Raw genomic sequence first — 17,089 nt, 5'->3', positions numbered from 1 at the left:
ACACTTTTAAGCTGAGCCTTGTTTAATTCAGTTTATTCTAATTCCCCTTAAATTTTAGGGGGAGGGATGATACGTGCACGTGATACATTTGGTGAGTCGTCCCCTACCACAGATTACCTTGCATTATATTTAGGGCAAACCTTTTTCGACCGGAGTATCTACACCTTTCCAAAACCTACCGTGAGAAAATAGGTACGAGGTAACGACAAACTTTGCAATAGAAACAAAAGATGACTTTTCTATACTGTTACTGGCTTTTTAGCTTATTTTACACTAAAATTAAGTTAGCATAAAAACGTTACAATAGAACAATCAATATTAATAACGGAGGTGAATTAAAAAATGATACAATTCGAACGTAGGGGCATTCAAATTATAGACTTTATTTTATTTATTATATTTTGTTTATTTTGTATTATTTGCTATATGACTTCAAACAGTTTTTATTTTTTTGTAGGTGATGTTTTTTTGACCATTATGGTTTTTATAGATATTGATATCATTAAGATAAAAAAAATACATAAATTAAACGATGAACAACTAAGAGAGATTAACTATATGCTTACAAAAAAAAGAAAATTTTTAACAATAAGGAAAATAGGGAAATATACAAATTTAGGATATGGAAAATCACAAATAATATACAAGCAATTAGTTGTAGAAGGCATAAATACTTGACCCATACAGGCTAAGATCAATTTTTATCTCATTATAATCTTGTCAATTATGATCAAAGAAACACCTGCCCTACTGGTTTTTATGTTAGGTTCATTATGCCCAAAAATGTAATAGATTACAAAGTCAATTTACCATAATTTAGTATTTTGTAGTCCTGTCACGCGCGTGATCACAATTTTAATAACAAGGAGAAAATAAATGACAACTATAGATAAAAAAGTAACGGCTAAAGTTGTAATCGTGACTATTTTAGGTGTAATAGCTGTTTTACTTGTGCCTATGTTATTGAGTTACTTTAATTAATTCTATTACCGTATATGTGTTCCCAGTCACTAAAACTGGTAGAAAGAAAATATCATGGATAACTTTTACTTAATCATGTGGTTTATATCGTTAGTTCTCTGTTGGATTGCATTCTGGAATGATTGGAAAAACCTATCAAAATTTCAGAAATGGGCGCTTACTTTTAGCTTAGCAATGTGTTTAATTGCTATTTCTCAAACGTGGTTATCTTGACATAAAAATTTAAAACTATGAACACATTAAAAAAAATTTATAATAGCGATTTATACACCTTCGTAATCGTTATATTAGCGCTTTTTTCGCTCTTTGCACCACTTACAGATAGACAAGATTTATATATTGATGTCATTTTTATAGTAGATCTCTTATTATCAACCCTTATTTTTATTAAGTACTTTGATAACAAATCATACAAAGCATATTTTAAACATCATATTTTTGATATTATTTCATGTATGCCTATACAATTTTTAGGTATTTTTAAAACATTTAGATTGGTAAGACTGGTAAGAATATCACGACTTTTCAAATTAAGTCGAACAACTAACCTATCCCGTAAAATTACGATATCTAATCTGTTCAAGTTTGATACATTTAAAGAACTTTTTATCTATTTAACTATCTATCTGATTGCTAGCGCTTATATTTTTAGGGAAATCGAACATGTCTCTATTTTAAATTCAGTTTATTGGGTTGTAACTACAATCACAACAGTTGGTTATGGGGATATTACACCAACTCATGATGTCACAAAAATATTAGCAATGTTCCTGATGGTAATCGGTGTTGCAGTAATGGGATATGTTAACGGTGCCATAATTTCAGCGGTCATGAGCCCATATAAAAAGTAACTAGCACGCGCGTGAACATGATCTTAATAACAAGGAGAAAATAATTGGTAACTGTAAAGAAATACTTGACAGTTCGAAAAGAGGACAACCGTTACCGTGTTACCTTAAATAATACTAAGTTAGATATAATTTACCTATCCATACAACTAATAAACTGATTAACTTTCTATGTGATATACACTATATCTCATTTCTCATACCTCAATTGCCATGCCTGACAATAGGACAAGAGAGAATATGAATATAAAAGAAGTCACAAAAAAAGACGGTACAATGATGTACCGAACTAATTTTTATCTTGGTGTAGATAGGTTGAAGGGAAAAAGTTATCTTTGATAGTTATAAGCTAACTGTGAAAGTTAAGAGTAGCTAATAACTTCTTAAATGTCATACTATGCAAGGTATTATCAATCAGTTGGCTAGATATACTAACTAAAATTTTTGGTTAGTATTTATATAAGTGAAGTCTTTCAATTTTTCACTTATATAAATTTGAAGCTGAACCTTACTATGACTCAGATTATTTTCATGAATAACATTTTTGAATATAAAATAAAATCTACCATTTTTGATAGATTTTTTTATATTGACTATTTTTTGAGTTTATCAACTTGTTTTCACTCTCATACCAAAATATAAATAGACATCACCTTATAACAAGTGAACTGGTATCTCATAATAAATACTCTTTTGAGATTATTATTTCTTATATTTCAACATAGTTATTACACTCAAAATAAATAGGATACAACTGCCAAGTACTCCGTATACTAATGATGCCCCTTGATTATCACCAGTTTCAGGCAATTTATCTTTGTTATTAGTACTTTCTGGAGGAGTTGAAGAATCCGACTTAATAACGTCTTGATTTTGAGTATAAATATAAGTCACTACTTGATTTTGCGATAGAAACTGCCCACTTTTATTCCCTTGAATCTCTTTAAAGGTATAGCCAGAAATATTCTTCTGTTCAGTATCATAAGCATCACCTATATTACCGGATTGGGTAACATCATCTGAAATAGGAATACCATTTATATCAACATACTTAGAAGTAACATTCCCACCAATAACAGGATTTTTAGTATATATATATGTCACTACTTGTTCTTCTGCAGTAAACTGTCCGCTCTTATTCCCTTGGATATTTCTAAAAGTATAACCAGAAATAGCTTTCTGCATTGTATCATATAAATCATCTATATTACCGGATTGGATAACATCATCTGAAATAGGAGTACCATTTATATCGACATACTTAGAAGTAACATTCCCACCATTAACAGCACTTATAGGATTTTTAGTATATATATACGTCAGCTGTTCAACTGAATCTTTTTTAAAAGTTGTAGGATTGGGTTGTGAAACCAACGTGTATCCTTCAAATTCCCTAGGGCTAGAGGGAATCAAATCCCCAGACTCTCCAATAATGGTTGGAGAAGATAATAATTCTATGTTCTTATCTGTTTTATAATGTATTACAGCACCTGGACTATCTGAATAATACGCCCAAGCAAAGTTAGCATTTCGTGGCAAAATATCTAAAGGTTGGAGAGCATAATTATTACCCTGAACCTCATAAGTTGGACTAATCTCTTTTTTCAAAACCGTTTGAACAACATAGTAATTAAAATAGTACATGCTATTATCGATAGTTATCGTTTTTTGGGGTATAGGAAGTCTAACAGGAGACTGTAAACCAGGACCAACGAGTGTATTAGGCCCAGTCAGGGAGCCAGCATTAGTAATAGAATTACCTGAATCATGAGTAAAGTAAGCATTCGTAGAAGTAGATAAACCGAAGTAATCAATTTTGCCATCTCCATTTTGAACTAAATCCATTGGAATAGACACAGAATAGTCATTTGTAACATTGTTTATCTTTAGTATTCTCCCAAGAACATTTGCTTTTTCTGATGATCTAGGAAAATAGGCACTAACAGGATAATCATAATTAAAATTTTCATAATTAATGACATCTCCATTCACCTTTTGCACAGCAAAAAATGTAAAGCAAACTGCAAGTATCGGTAACAGTAAAAAAATTTTTTTCATAACAAATACCCCCTTTATCCTTTTCTAATTATCACATAATAATCTAATATAGTCAATGTTATATAAGGGGTGTATATAAGGCCTAAGCTTAATGAGTACTAGCTGATATACAAAATATGCAATGATCAGATAGCGGTTAAAAAAGTGTTGCCGTATTATTATTGATATCATTCATAAAAATTTTTAACTATTTACTATACCAATAGTACTATCTAAAGTATCTATGATTTAGATTAGACAAAAAATAAGAGCCTTCAATTTTTCTTACTGATAGACTTTTTTATCATAACATTTCTCATTTTTTCCGATATCAGCTTTCTTAAATTACAGCAGCATGAATTCACTTATTGGCGTCAAAAATAGCCGCTATCAACGATAACGACTATTACTATTATTTAGTTTAGGCTATACCTTTGCTTACAAGTTTAGGCTAGAAGTTCTGAAATGGCCTCAGTTACAGGAGTTAATGCATGACCAAGCAAGGTTTCAAAATCAGTACTTGTTACGTCAAGCTCGCCAGCTGAAATATCTGATTGGATGGCCGTTACAATCCCAACTACTTCATCTGGTAAACCAGCAGACACTAAGGCTGCTTTGTAATCAGAGATCGTCATTGAGACCACATCGATCGTTTTACCAGTCGCAGTTTCCAAGGCTTGGTGCAAATCAGCATAGCTTAAACGGGGGCCAGAAAGTTCATAGATATGGTTATCATCGAAAGATTGGACAAGCGCTTGTGCTGCTGCTTCAGCGTATTCTCTTTTCAAGGCCCAACCCACTTTACCTTCACCGCCGGCATAGACAAAGCCTTTTCCAGCAATGGCATCCTGGAAGATACTGAGTTCATTTTCCAAGTACCAGTTATTACGCAAAATCTTATAAGTTAGGCCAGATTGTTTAATCATGGCTTCTGTGGCGATATGGTCAGGTGCCAGTACCGAATGAGACCCCTCAGCATTTGCTAGGCTGGTGTAAACAAGATTTGCAATACCAGCTGCTTTAGCAGCTTCGATGACATGCTTATGTTGCAATTCACGGCTCACGGCTTGACCGGGTGCACCAGAGACAAACATGAGCGTTTCAATCCCAGAAAAAGCCGTAACAAGACTCTCTTTATCTGAATAATCGCCAATACGCACTGCATAGCCTGCTTCAGCAAAAGGCACACCTTTTTCTTCTGAACGCACTAATACTGCTATCTCACCATGAGAAACTGTTTTAGAAAGTGCTTTTAAAACACCATTACCAAGTCCACCTGTTACACCAGTAATTAAATAAGTCATCTGTTAGTCTCCTTTTATTAGTTGTAACTTTTTTAGTTACTTCTTGTCTACATGATATCAAAGGGATAGCGTTCTGTCAACAATTAAGGTTTTGATAACTAAAAAAATCTAGCACACGATTTATTTGACGTGTACTAGACTTGATCTATTATTTTTTCCTGAGCATTGTGAAGGAGGTCTGCGACTGTCTTATTTTTAAGGTAGGTCTCGAGCGCAAGTTGCGCTTGTAGCAGATCATCGTCAAGCAAGCTATGAATCGTTTTGCCAACTGGGCAAGCCGGATTGGGCTGCTCATGAAACTTGAAAAGACCAACTTCTGAAACGACTGCTACTGCTTCATAGACATCAAGATAGGTAATTGTTTTAGGGTCTTTTGAAATGCTAGCACCTCCGCTACCACGTTTAACAGTGACGATGTCGGCTGTTCTGAGTTGTGAAAGCAGCCTGCGAATGATGACAGGATTGACTCCAATAGACCCTGCCATAAATTGACTTGTTACTTTTTCCTCCTTGAAAACATCCATGACCGTTAACATGTGTAGGGCAATAGTAAAGCGACTTGATAGGGGCATAAAATTCTCCAATGTAAAGATTAAAGTTACATTCATTATAGTCAAGGCTAGGGATAATGTCAACTCTTTCACATCTTAAATGTTGCCAACCACTATTAAGCTAATCTAGAGCACCTAAAAAAAGTTGGCATAAAAAGCATAGCTCAACCTATAAGTGTCACTATTTTGATATTGCCTTAAGTCCTTTCTTATATAGATAAATAACAGCAACATACACTAGAGAAGTTATCACAAAAGGGACTTGAACAGGTAAAACTGTAAATAGATAACCATATATCACTTGTCCAACAGGAACTAAACCGATGAACATCGTTGTTAAGATTCCATTCACTCTTCCCGAGAATTGGGCTTCTATTTTTGTCTGTAAAAGCGTCATGATCGCGATATTCAATATACCCTCAACAAAGGATACACAGAAAATAAAGCCTAGATATAGGGCATAGCGATAATCATAGCCGTTCAATCCACTTATGAGTCCTAAAATCAGGACCAAACTGGCTAAAATCTGCATACTTAAAATAAAAAGACGTGCCAAAGAAAGCTTAGCCTTAATGAAACTAAAAATAAAGGGACTAAAAAAAGCTGCTACAATCCCAACTGACTCAATTAATGAAAATTGTGTGTTTGACACTTTAAATATTAATTTGGCAACTACACCATTCCCAACACTAAATAATGGAATAGAAAAAAAGTTCAAAATCATCACACAAATCGCCGTATGCCATAAGAGCTGATTCCCTTTCATATACTGAAATCCCTTAACAAAATCGCTACCGAATTGTTTCAGCGTCTTAGTCTCACTGACCTGTTTAAAGTAGTCGTTTTTCAATAGGTATATCAAGATATTTGACAAAATAAACGACAAACCATTGCATAGTAAGACTGTTTTAATGCCCATTAAACTGTAAACACTAGCACCAATCAACGGAGCGACGACTGCTTGAATCGAATCAGTAAAAGACATGACTGTATATGCCTGTGATAGCTCCTGCTCACCACTTGCAATCAATTTTATGGTGCCTGCACTTGCTGGTGAGTAGCATGCAGCTAGCAAACCCTGACAAATGACCATAGCAAATAACAGAACGAGATTACTTTTATCTAAAAAGATAGTCACTAGACAAATAACACTAAAATTTAAAACATTTAGCAGCAACAATATTTTTTTCTTATTAAACCAATCTGTTAAGACACCAAAAAAAGGGCCGAAAATAACACGTGGCAAGATGGCACTTGCTAACATTAAGGAAAATAATTGACTAGATTTAGTCATGTCTAAAATGTAGATAGCGAGGGCTGCTGCCTGAATTGAACTACCTACAGACGAAATAAAGTCTGATGAAATCAAGTAAAGTAATTGTTTATTTTTCAAAGTACGTTGCTTTCTAAATAATGAAGACTATTCGTTTCCAAGTCCAACTTGATGTTACACTTAAATCCCATCCTATTAAAGCAAAGAAAGACTAACCATGAAGGTTAGCCTTAATCTACTATACGATAAAATTTAAGCAAGTGCGCCCATCGGATCCCATGGTAAAAGGGTCACTGGTTCTGCTTCATATGCTGCTAGTTCTGCTTCACTCAAGAATTCTTTTCTGACAACGATTTGGTAAGTGTACTCATCCATCCAAGCATCTGATGCTGTGAAGTAGCCTTTTTTACCAACTTTATCGCCCCAAGAATTTTCGACTTTCCATTTGACTGACTGACCTGCATCATCCAAATCAACACCTGTCAAGACCATGGCATGTGTCATTAATGACTCAGAATAATCCAAACGGCTGGCTTTATCTTGTGTAAAGTCGATATCCATCGCTGAAAAATCATAGGCATCCATGGTCAAAAGACCATCTGTACGATTTGATTCTTGACCAACGTCACAACCAAACCAAACAGTTTCTCCAGCTTGCATTTGTGCGATTGCTAATTTTTTGAAACGATCCATATCAACATTTAAGTGACGAACATCACGCGCGCCAATTACGTTACCCAAAAACTCAACTGTGTAAGATTTGTTATACGGTTTGTCAGCAGTTGGTGCATTGATGACACTGACATACTCATCGAGATTTAGATTCACAAATTTGTCGTAAAATGCTTGTGGTGTTATCCCTTCAACTTTGTTAAAGTTATTATCTTTATCGCGATATGCAAAGTCAAATTTTTGTGGTGGTAAACCAAGTGTCATGGCAAGATAGTTGAAGATTTCTTGTAACAATTCAGCTTTTTTAGCTGCCACATCGCCACCATTTTTGATCAATTCACGTAAAATTTGCGCGTCTTGACGCAAGATTTTATTCAGATATTGATCAAGTTGGTTACTCGCACTTGATGAAATAGATTCTGGATAAACTTCTTTAGGCACAACGCCATATTTTTGGAAGAGTGCGACAACCATATCCCATTGACCACCATCTTGTTGCGGTACATCAAGTAAGAATTTTAATTTGCGATCGCCAAGTTCAAGATCACTCGTTCCGATAATTTGCTCAAGGAACCAGTTTGATTTTTCATACTTATCCCAAAAGAAGGTATAGGCTTGTGATAATTCAAAATTTTCAAGTTTGAACTCAGTTAACATTTTATGACGAAATGTATTCAAGGCAGCAAACATCCAGCAACGGCCAGATTGTTTTTGATTGCTAACCGGATCATTTGTCAAGTCAACTGAAAAAACAGGTAAATTCGCAGCATGTGACTCGCGGTTCTCAAGTGCATTGAGTAGGCCATTCTTGGTTACAGCATTTTCAACTGCACCAAATTTAGCATTGCTGTTATAGTTCTCAAATAACGATTGTGTAAAATCTTGTGTAAGTTCTGTCATTGTTATCCTCCGACGAATAGTATACCATTTTTCACTGATATATGCCATGATCATGGATATAAGAGAGGACCTCAGCAGGGAGTAGAAAATTAGGCATATTGCCTACTGAGATGCTGTTACGGATGTTGCTTGATGAGATGTCCAAAAGCGGTAAATCAACTAATTGAACAGGATATTTAGGCACAGATAGTATGGCTTGATGTCGGTTCACTGCGACAAATGTTACTAACTTAACTAAGTCATCAATTTTGTACCACTTATCTAAGTAGTCCACCATATCCCCACCAATGATAAAGAAATAGTCATTTTCCGGATGCTCCGTTGTCAACTTTAGCATGGTGTCATAGGTATAAGACTTACCACCGCGCTCGATTTCTGATAGATTAAGTGATAAGTTAGGGTAATTTTCGATTGCTAACGATAGCATATTCACACGATCTTCAGCTGCGATGGTCGTTTTACTATCGATGTGAGGTGGCTCATTTTCCGGCATTAATTGGACTTCATCTAAGCCCAGTCTTTGTTGGACTTGATCTGCAATAAATAGATGCGCATGGTGAACTGGGTTAAAGTTGCCACCTAGAATACCGATCCTCATACCTGCCAAAACGTATCAAAAACAGTAATCGGCAAGTGACGTTTATGTGTTGTTTTCAACCACCAATTTTCAATCACCTGACGTGATTTTTCAACTACTTGACGACCTTCCAGATAGTCATCAATTTGATCATAGGTCACACCTAAGGCAAGCTCATCAGCCAAACCTGGTTTGCCATCTTCCAAATCAGCCGTTGGGACTTTTTCATAGATGGCTGGATCAGCAGCTAAATAAGCAAGTAATTGCTTGCCTTGTCGTTTATTCAGTCTGAAAAGGGGTAAAATATCCGCACCACCATCGCCAAACTTAGTGAAAAATCCTGTAATGTTTTCAGCCGCATGGTCGGTGCCTACGACTGCGCCAGCAGTTGCACCAGCAATGGCATACTGGGTAATCATGCGTTGACGGGCTTTGATATTCCCTTTGTTAAAATCAGAAACCATGATCCCAGCTTCTGCTAAAGCTAAGACTTCCCCATCAACGGCAGCCTTAATATTGACTGTCAGACTTTGATCTGGTTTGATAAATGCAAGTGCACGTTGTGCATCTGCTTCATCATATTGGACACCGTAGGGCAAGCGAATGGCGATAAACTGATAAGCTGAATCACCTGTTTCAGCACGCAAAGACTCAATTGCAAGCTGCGCTAGACGTCCTGCCAAACTTGAGTCTTGTCCCCCTGAAATACCCAAAACCAGTGTTTTCAAAAAAGGGTGTTGTTTTAAATAGGCTTTCAAAAAATCGACTGAACGTGCTACTTCTTCTGCTGGTGAAATAGCTGGCTTAACACCTAATTCTGAGATAATATCATCTTGCAAGGTCATTTGTAAACATCCTTTCTCACTTCATCGATCAGTTTCATTTTATGGTCCCATACCTCTTGTGCCAAATCGACAGGATAGTCCTGAGGATTTAAATCACGCTTATATTCATCCCATAGGTCATCAAGTTTATCGTTAAAATAAGCTTTGATTTCTGATAAACTAGGTAGGTCATAAAGAAGCTGACCCTTGTCAAAAATAGGAACTAAAAGCGGTCTAGCTGTGAAATTTTTCAAGCGCTTATTAATATAAGTATAGGTCGGATGGAACATCACGATTTCGTCTAATTGGTTAGGGTCAACATCTGAAAATGTGATATAGTCCCCTTCTGACTTGTTCTTATCCAAACTGCGAATACGCCAAACTTGTTTTTTACCAGGTGTTGAGACTTTTTCGGCATTACTAGAGAGCTTGATTGTATCTCGCATCTCGCCTGTCTCTGTCTCAATCGACACAATTTTGTAAACCGCACCGAGTGCTGGCTGATCATAGGCCGTGATCAATTTTGTACCCACGCCCCAGACATCTATCTTAGCTTTTTGCATTTTTAGATTCAGAATCGTATTCTCATCTAGATCATTTGACGCATAGATTTTAGCAGCAGTAAACCCTGCATCATCTAGCTGTTCTCTCACTTTTTTGGAAATGTAAGCCATATCTCCAGAGTCGATACGCACACCTTGAAAATGAATCTGATCTCCCATTTCTTTAGCAACTTTAATCGCCGCTGGGACACCGATTTTTAAGGTATCATACGTATCCACTAAGAACACACAGTCACGATGCGTTGTCGCATAGGCTTTAAAGGCATCGTAGTCATTACCATAGGCTTGCACCAGAGAGTGGGCATGTGTGCCAGACACAGGAATACCAAATAACTTGCCTGCTCTCACGTTCGAAGTTGCATCTGCACCACCGATAACAGCAGCCCGTGTTCCCCAAATCGCGGCATCCATTTCTTGCGCCCGTCTTGTCCCAAATTCAAGTAAAGGCGCATCGCCAATAACTGATTTGATACGTGCAGCCTTGGTCGCAATCAGCGTTTGAAAATTGACGATATTCAAAATTGCCGTTTCGACCAACTGACATTGTGCCAAGGGACCTTCAATTTGCATAATCGGTTCATTAGCAAATACCAGGTCACCTTCTTTAGCTGATTTAACATCACAGGTAAAGGTCATCTCTGACAAATAGGTTAAAAAGGATTCTGGATAACCAAGTTCCCGTAAGTAAGTAATATCATCCTTATCAAACTGTAGCCCTTTTAAGTAGTCAATCACACGTTCGAGACCTGCAAAAACAGCATAGCCATTTTTGAAAGGCATGTCCCGAAAGTAAACTTCAAAAACGGCATGACGCTCAGAAATCCCCTTTTCAAAATAAACTTGCATCATATTCAGCTGGTATAGATCTGTATGCAATACTAGATTATCTGTCATCGTCATACCATCGTTTCTAACATCTTAATTAATGTCCGCGCTGATTTTTCTCCGGCATGAATGATAAACTCATCAAAGCTTGTTGCAGCTTGTCCATCTGCTGTATCAGAAATACTGCGCACAACAACAAAGGGTTTACCAAGCGCTGTTGCGGCTTGCGCAATCGAAGCACCTTCCATCTCTACAGCAAGTACATCAGGAAAATGAGACTTGATTTCCAACTGTCGTGCTTTTGATGAAATAAAGGAATCTGATGAGGTGACTAATCCCGTTTTTGCATTAGGATCCGCTTTTTTGAGTTCTGATACAAAATACTTACTGCTATGATAATAGAGGTCTTGTCCAGCCATTTGACCAAATGCATAGCCAAATGCTGTCACATCCACATCATGATAGGCAAGTCTATCCGCAATCACAACATCACCAACGCTCAAGTCAGGGCCAACCCCTCCGGCAGATCCTGTATTAATAATACCATCCACCTTAAACACTTCAGCTAGCAAACTCACTGCAACGGCACTCATGACTTTCCCAATACCTGATTTCACCAGGACAACCTCATGACGGCCTATCGTACCTGTATAGAAAATAAAGCCATGATGGCTGGCTTTTGTCACCTCTTGAATCGCTTGTGTTAGCACTTTAAGTTCTTCATCCATTGCTGCAATAATGCCTAATTTCATGTCTACTCCTCTTCTCCTACATACAAAAAGTACCAAAGTATGTCCGATTTCTATATCCTGTTAATGAACCATGCCATTAGAACTTAAAGACGATAACCATCACAACAATTAATAAAATTGCCAAAATGATGATGGAACGCGTAATTTTCTTACCCCGTTCTTCTCGTTTTTGAGATTCTATTCGGCGACTCTTATAAATCTGGTTCTTTTCCAGCTTTGTTTTTTCAGATGCAAACTTTTTGATTAACTGCGTATCATCTTGTTTAGCCTGAAGCAATTCTTGCTCAAGTCGCTTTTGATTTTGTTTGGCTTCTTTGATGATATCATCTGTCAGTAATGGTCTAGGCATGTGTCTCAAGCTCCCAATATTGAATGGCAATGAGTGTTTTAGCATCCGCAATCTCACCAGATTTTATCATGGCTTTTGCCTCAGCAAGTGTCACCTCGTGCAGTTCAATCGTTTCATCAGCATCTTGTGGGCGCGGATTGTCAACCTTAGTCAGATTTTGTGCTTTATAAAGGTGTAATACTTCGTTACAAAATCCTGGTGCCGTGTAAAACTCACTGATTTTAACAATCGTTGCTGCTGCCATACCAGTCTCTTCTTCAAGTTCACGGACCATCGCAGCTTGCGGGTCACTATTTTCACCCTGTTCAAGCTTGCCCGCAGGAATTTCGTAGATCACTTTTTCAAGTGCCTTTCGAAATTGTCTAACCAGAATCATTTTTTGCTCATCAGTAATGGCAAGTACAGCAACACCACCATTATGAAAGACGAGCTCGCGTTTTGCAGTTTCTGTTTTCCCTGGAAGTGTCACTGTATCATATTTGACATCGATCACCTGTCCTTTAAAGATATCTTCTCGAGTTACTGTTTTTTCTTCAAAGTCTTCAAAATTCATAGCTATCTTATCTCCATTCCACATATAGCTTACCTAATCAGTCTTCATGGTAACTGGGTAAGTTTTTAGCACGACCACTCTTATTTGTCTGGCGCGCTCGACCAAATGCGACATCATCTTGCAAGACATCCGTCGTAATCACAGAACCTGCTGTCGTGATCGCATTCTTACCGATTGATAGTGGTGCAATTAAGGTTGAGTTACTACCGATGAAGGCATAATCTTCAATCTCAGTATTAAATTTATTTTTGCCATCATAATTGACTGTAATCGTACCAGCACCAAAATTAACACCGTCTCCTACAGTTGCATTACCAATATAGGTCAAGTGCCCTGCTTTTGTCCCCACGCCTAACGATGAGGCTTTCACTTCTACGAAATTACCAACATGTACATCTTCATGCAGGACAGTGCTAGGTCTCAGGTGGGCATAAGGGCCGACATTTGCCCCTTCTTTCAGCACTGAGTATTCAACAGTTGAGTTGCGAATTTCTGTATGATGGGCAAGTGTTGCATCCTCAATACGACTGCCTGATGTGATTCGGACGTCTCGGCCAATCACAGTTTTACCTGTAATCACAACATTTGGTTCGATGATCGTATCATAACCAATCTCAACATCTGAATCAATATAGGTCGTTTCAGGATCAATCAAGGTCACACCGTTCACCATATGTTGCTGATTAATCCGGTGACGCATAATCTTTTCTGCTTGCGATAAAGCAATTCTATCATTAACACCAATCGATTCTTCAAAGTCATCTAAGACAAAAGCACCGACTTTTTCATCATTACGCTTCAAAATTTCAATGACATCCGTCAAGTAATACTCACCCTGAGCATTATCTGTTGTGATATTGGATAAGGCATCAAATAAGGCTTGATTATCAAAAACATAAGTGCCTGTATTAATTTCTTGAACTGACTTCTCGAAATCATTTGCATCTTTTTGCTCGACAATTTTAGCAACATGGCCATCTTCACGAATAATACGACCATAGCCTGTCGGATCTTCAGCGATTGCTGTGAGTATCGTTGCTGTCGCATTCTCCGACTGATGGTACTCAAATAAGTCAACTAAACTCTCAGGTCTGATTAAGGGTGTATCTCCTGCGATGACAAGCGTTGTGCCCTTAAGGTCTTTAAGTAATGACTCAGCAATTTTAACGGCATGACCGGTGCCTAGTTGTTCTTCTTGCTTAACATAACCGATATACTCGGGTAGCACACCTAGAACTTCAGTTGCACCATGTCCAACAATCACAATCGTTTTTTCTGGATTAATGGCACGAGTAGCTGATAGAACATGGTTGACCATTGGTTTACCAGTTACCTGATGTAAGACTTTGGGTAAATCAGACTTCATACGAGTCCCTTTACCAGCTGCTAAAATAATTGCGTATTGATTCATAATGACTCCCTTTATGTTGTTAATACAAGGTAGCTAAACGGTCTTATAACACACACTTTGACGCATTTAGGAACACAGGCTAACACCCATCTCTAAAATAATATAATAATAAGCCTATTATACCAATAATCTCTTATTTTGTCTTAAATAATACGGTTCTCATGGCTTTTGTCTCATCTTGTTATTCAATAGGTTATGTAATTAGATCGTCTTAATTTTGTACCATGTTCATATTTAGCCGTTATCAGTCCTTTTGAATTATCAAGTAAACTTATGGTAAAATAGATAAAACAGGGGATTTTAAGTTCACTTTTTATGACACTTCCCTTTATGCATCGACAACTTAATTTAGCTAAACAAAGGAGCACATCATGATTGCTATTGGTTTTATTGGCGCAGGAAAAATGGCATCAGCCATCATAAACGGTTTGGACAAAGATACATTCAGCATTCAAATATCCGGACGTACCCTTGATACCACACAAAAAACTGCTGAGATGTTAGGCATCAAAGCAGCAGCTAGCCATGCTGAGTTGATTGAGAGCTCAGATATTGTTGTGCTTGCTGTTAAACCACATATCATTCCAGATATATTAAGCGCGCATGAGATAAATAAACCGCTTGTGTCAATCGCAGCAGGTATGACCTTGTCTGATTTGGCGTCACTAACCACTAGCAAGCAATCGCTAATCAGAGTCATGCCAAACATTAACGCGGCGATTCAGAAATCAACGACAGGCATCACAAGAAATACCAACGTTTCGGATGACACTTTTGCTACTGTCACCGCTATTTTTGAAAGTATCGGTAGCGTGCATGAACTTTCTGAGAAAGATTTCGGCACCTTCACTGCCCTAGCCGGTAGCTCGCCTGCCTACATCTATATGTTTATAGATGCCATGAGTCGTGCAGGTGTCTTACATGGCATGCCAAAAGATGTGAGCACTAAGATTGTAGCTGAAACAGTCCTTGCAAGTGCTGAGATGTTACTCTCTTCTGATCTCAACCCATGGACCTTGGTTGATAATGTCTCAAGCCCAGGTGGGACAACCGTCGCTGGTGTCGTAAGTTTAGAGCAAAACAACTTTGTCGCAACAGTGATCGATGCCATCACAGCAACAGTTGATAAGAACAAAGCCATGTCTAAGTAAGGCTTACTAGCTGTCTCAATCACTAACCTAAAAACGCTATATCTAGCTGAGATATAGCGTTTTTAATGATGCTTAGCCTAATAAATTGTTAAAAAAAGATGAACCAATGTGATATCGGCTCATCTCTTTTTAACAATTTATTTTACAACTACTGTAGAAGTGATTACTTCTACAGCTTTTTTAGCTGCAATATCATGTTTAAGCATGTCAGTTGGTAAAAGCTTCATCACTTCTTCTTTAGGCATGTTGTATGATTCAGCTAACTCAGAAATTTCAGTATCAATTTCGTCTTGTGTTGTTACAAAGTTTTCAGCAGCTGCTACAGCTTCTATCACGAGGTTTGTACGAACACGTTTATCAGCATCACCTTCAAATTGTGTATGAAGTTGCTCTTCAGATGTCCCTGTTAATTGATAGTACATATCAGCAGAGATACCTTGTTGTTGCATGTTACCAAGGAATTCATTCATGGCACGGTGTACTTCATCATGAACCATTTCACCTGGTAATTCAACGATTTCTGCATTTGCAACAGCTGTTTCAATCGCAGCTGTCTCAACAGCATCTGTATACTGTGTTTCTTTTTCTTCAGTTAATTGTGTTTTATATTTTTCTTTAAGTTCAGCTAATGTTTCAACTTCTTCGTCGATATCTTTAGCTAATTCATCATCAATTTCAGGTACTTCTTTAGCTTTAACTTCATGAATCGTTGTAACAAAGACAGCATCTTTACCAGCTAAATCTTCAGCTTGGTAATCTTCAGGGAAAGTTACTTTCACTTCAATTGTTTCGCCAGCTTTATGACCAACTAATTGCTCTTCATAACCAGGAATAAATGATGCTGAACCAAGTTCTAGGCTGTGGTTTTCTGCAGTACCGCCATCAAAAGCAACGCCGTCAACTTTACCTTCGAAATCAATGACAACAGTGTCACCATTTTCAGCAGCATCTGATTTGATGACTAATTCAGCAAGATTTTTTTGTGCTGCTTCAATTTTAGCATCAACATCAGCATCCGTCACGTTTTTGTCAACATCAACAGAAACTTCAAGGTTTTTATAGTCACCAAGTTTAACTTCAGGTTTTACAATAACGTCAGCTGTAATTTCCCATGCTTCACCTTCATTCATTGATTTAATATCAATTTTAGGTTGCGCAACTGGCTCAATAGCAGCTTCTACTACAGCTGCATCATAGCTTTCAGGTAAAACAGCATTTAATGCTTCTTCATAAAGTGATGCTTCACCATACATTTTGTTAAAAATTGTACGTGATACTTTACCTTTACGGAAACCAGGTACGTTTAGGTTCTTTTTAACTTTATTGAAAGCTGCATCAAGACCTTTTGCAATGAGATCTTGCTCGATTGTAAAAGTTAAGGTCCCGTTATTTACACCAGTTTTTTCAAAACTTGCAGTCATTTGTATTTCTCCTAATTTATAATCTATTTGTGCTTATCTCTAAGGAAATAAATCTTGGCATCCAAAAAGTATAAACGTCAGTTCAACTTGTTTATTT

16 protein-coding genes are annotated in these 17,089 nt (G+C 37.2%); 3 read left to right on the top strand and 13 right to left on the bottom strand.

The features are described 5' to 3' along the window. Window positions 1–342 precede the first annotated feature (342 nt). Together RU86_RS02015 and RU86_RS02010 are read left to right on the top strand one after the other, a co-directional pair. Window positions 343–678: a hypothetical protein gene (locus RU86_RS02015; protein WP_096813803.1), complete on the top strand. Its 336-nt coding sequence runs from the start codon at window positions 343–345 to the stop codon at window positions 676–678. Between the two features lie 533 nt (window positions 679–1,211). Then, a complete protein-coding gene (locus RU86_RS02010) occupies window positions 1,212–1,832 on the top strand; it encodes an ion channel (RefSeq protein ID WP_096813802.1) in 621 nt (206 codons plus the stop codon). A 699-nt stretch (window positions 1,833–2,531) separates the two neighbouring features. Here the strand turns inward: RU86_RS02010 and RU86_RS11895 are convergent. From RU86_RS11895 to glmU, 12 genes are all read right to left on the bottom strand, one after another. Next, a complete protein-coding gene (locus RU86_RS11895) occupies window positions 2,532–3,887 on the bottom strand; it encodes a MucBP domain-containing protein (protein WP_143468079.1) in 1,356 nt (451 codons plus the stop codon). A gap of 425 nt (window positions 3,888–4,312) precedes the next feature. Then, window positions 4,313–5,170, bottom strand: a complete 858-nt coding sequence (locus RU86_RS01995) for an SDR family oxidoreductase (RefSeq protein WP_096813801.1) — start codon at window positions 5,168–5,170, stop codon at window positions 4,313–4,315. A gap of 134 nt (window positions 5,171–5,304) precedes the next feature. Next, window positions 5,305–5,742 carry an Rrf2 family transcriptional regulator gene (locus tag RU86_RS01990; RefSeq protein WP_096813800.1) on the bottom strand — a complete coding sequence of 146 codons (438 nt, stop codon included), beginning with the start codon at window positions 5,740–5,742 and terminating at the stop codon, window positions 5,305–5,307. A gap of 160 nt (window positions 5,743–5,902) precedes the next feature. Continuing rightward, window positions 5,903–7,114 (bottom strand): MFS transporter, encoded by a 1,212-nt coding sequence (locus tag RU86_RS01985; RefSeq protein ID WP_096813799.1) that lies wholly within the window; start codon window positions 7,112–7,114, stop codon window positions 5,903–5,905. A 132-nt stretch (window positions 7,115–7,246) separates the two neighbouring features. Further along, window positions 7,247–8,566 (bottom strand): aminopeptidase C, encoded by a 1,320-nt coding sequence (gene pepC, locus RU86_RS01980; protein ID WP_096813798.1) that lies wholly within the window; start codon window positions 8,564–8,566, stop codon window positions 7,247–7,249. 31 nt (window positions 8,567–8,597) lie between these two features. Next, complete coding sequence (locus RU86_RS01975; RefSeq protein ID WP_096813797.1) at window positions 8,598–9,164, bottom strand: nicotinate-nucleotide adenylyltransferase; 567 nt, start codon at window positions 9,162–9,164, stop codon at window positions 8,598–8,600. Then, window positions 9,161–9,988, bottom strand: coding sequence for an NAD(+) synthase (nadE, locus tag RU86_RS01970; RefSeq protein WP_096813796.1), 828 nt, complete (start codon window positions 9,986–9,988; stop codon window positions 9,161–9,163). Before nadE ends, RU86_RS01975 begins: the two co-directional genes overlap by 4 nt. Continuing rightward, complete coding sequence (locus RU86_RS01965) at window positions 9,985–11,430, bottom strand: nicotinate phosphoribosyltransferase (RefSeq protein ID WP_096813795.1); 1,446 nt, start codon at window positions 11,428–11,430, stop codon at window positions 9,985–9,987. Before RU86_RS01965 ends, nadE begins: the two co-directional genes overlap by 4 nt. Further along, window positions 11,427–12,107, bottom strand: coding sequence for a 5'-methylthioadenosine/adenosylhomocysteine nucleosidase (locus RU86_RS01960; RefSeq protein ID WP_096813794.1), 681 nt, complete (start codon window positions 12,105–12,107; stop codon window positions 11,427–11,429). Before RU86_RS01960 ends, RU86_RS01965 begins: the two co-directional genes overlap by 4 nt. 76 nt (window positions 12,108–12,183) lie before the next feature. Then, the gene (macP, locus tag RU86_RS01955; RefSeq protein WP_096813793.1) at window positions 12,184–12,456 is read right to left on the bottom strand and encodes a cell wall synthase accessory phosphoprotein MacP; all 273 of its coding nucleotides are present in this window, start codon (window positions 12,454–12,456) and stop codon (window positions 12,184–12,186) included. Continuing rightward, window positions 12,449–13,009, bottom strand: coding sequence for an NUDIX hydrolase (locus tag RU86_RS01950; RefSeq protein ID WP_096813792.1), 561 nt, complete (start codon window positions 13,007–13,009; stop codon window positions 12,449–12,451). The genes macP and RU86_RS01950 overlap by 8 nt, the downstream gene beginning before the upstream one ends. A gap of 37 nt (window positions 13,010–13,046) precedes the next feature. Then, entirely contained in the window at window positions 13,047–14,420 is a 1,374-nt protein-coding gene (gene glmU / locus RU86_RS01945) for a bifunctional UDP-N-acetylglucosamine diphosphorylase/glucosamine-1-phosphate N-acetyltransferase GlmU (protein ID WP_096813791.1), read from the bottom strand. 371 nt (window positions 14,421–14,791) lie between these two features. On the opposite strand from glmU, the gene proC reads away from it, so the two are divergent. Beyond that, a complete protein-coding gene (proC, locus tag RU86_RS01940) occupies window positions 14,792–15,571 on the top strand; it encodes a pyrroline-5-carboxylate reductase (protein ID WP_096813790.1) in 780 nt (259 codons plus the stop codon). Between the two features lie 137 nt (window positions 15,572–15,708). Here proC and tig read toward each other — a convergent pair whose 3' ends face one another. Then, window positions 15,709–16,992, bottom strand: coding sequence for a trigger factor (tig, locus tag RU86_RS01935; RefSeq protein ID WP_096813789.1), 1,284 nt, complete (start codon window positions 16,990–16,992; stop codon window positions 15,709–15,711). Window positions 16,993–17,089: the final 97 nt, after the last annotated feature.

It is taken from the genome of Pseudolactococcus piscium (genome assembly GCF_002441695.1).
GTDB lineage: Bacteria > Bacillota > Bacilli > Lactobacillales > Streptococcaceae > Pseudolactococcus > Pseudolactococcus piscium.
The sequence above is the reverse complement of the archived record's forward strand: the minus strand, read 5'-3'. Positions and strand labels throughout refer to the sequence as shown.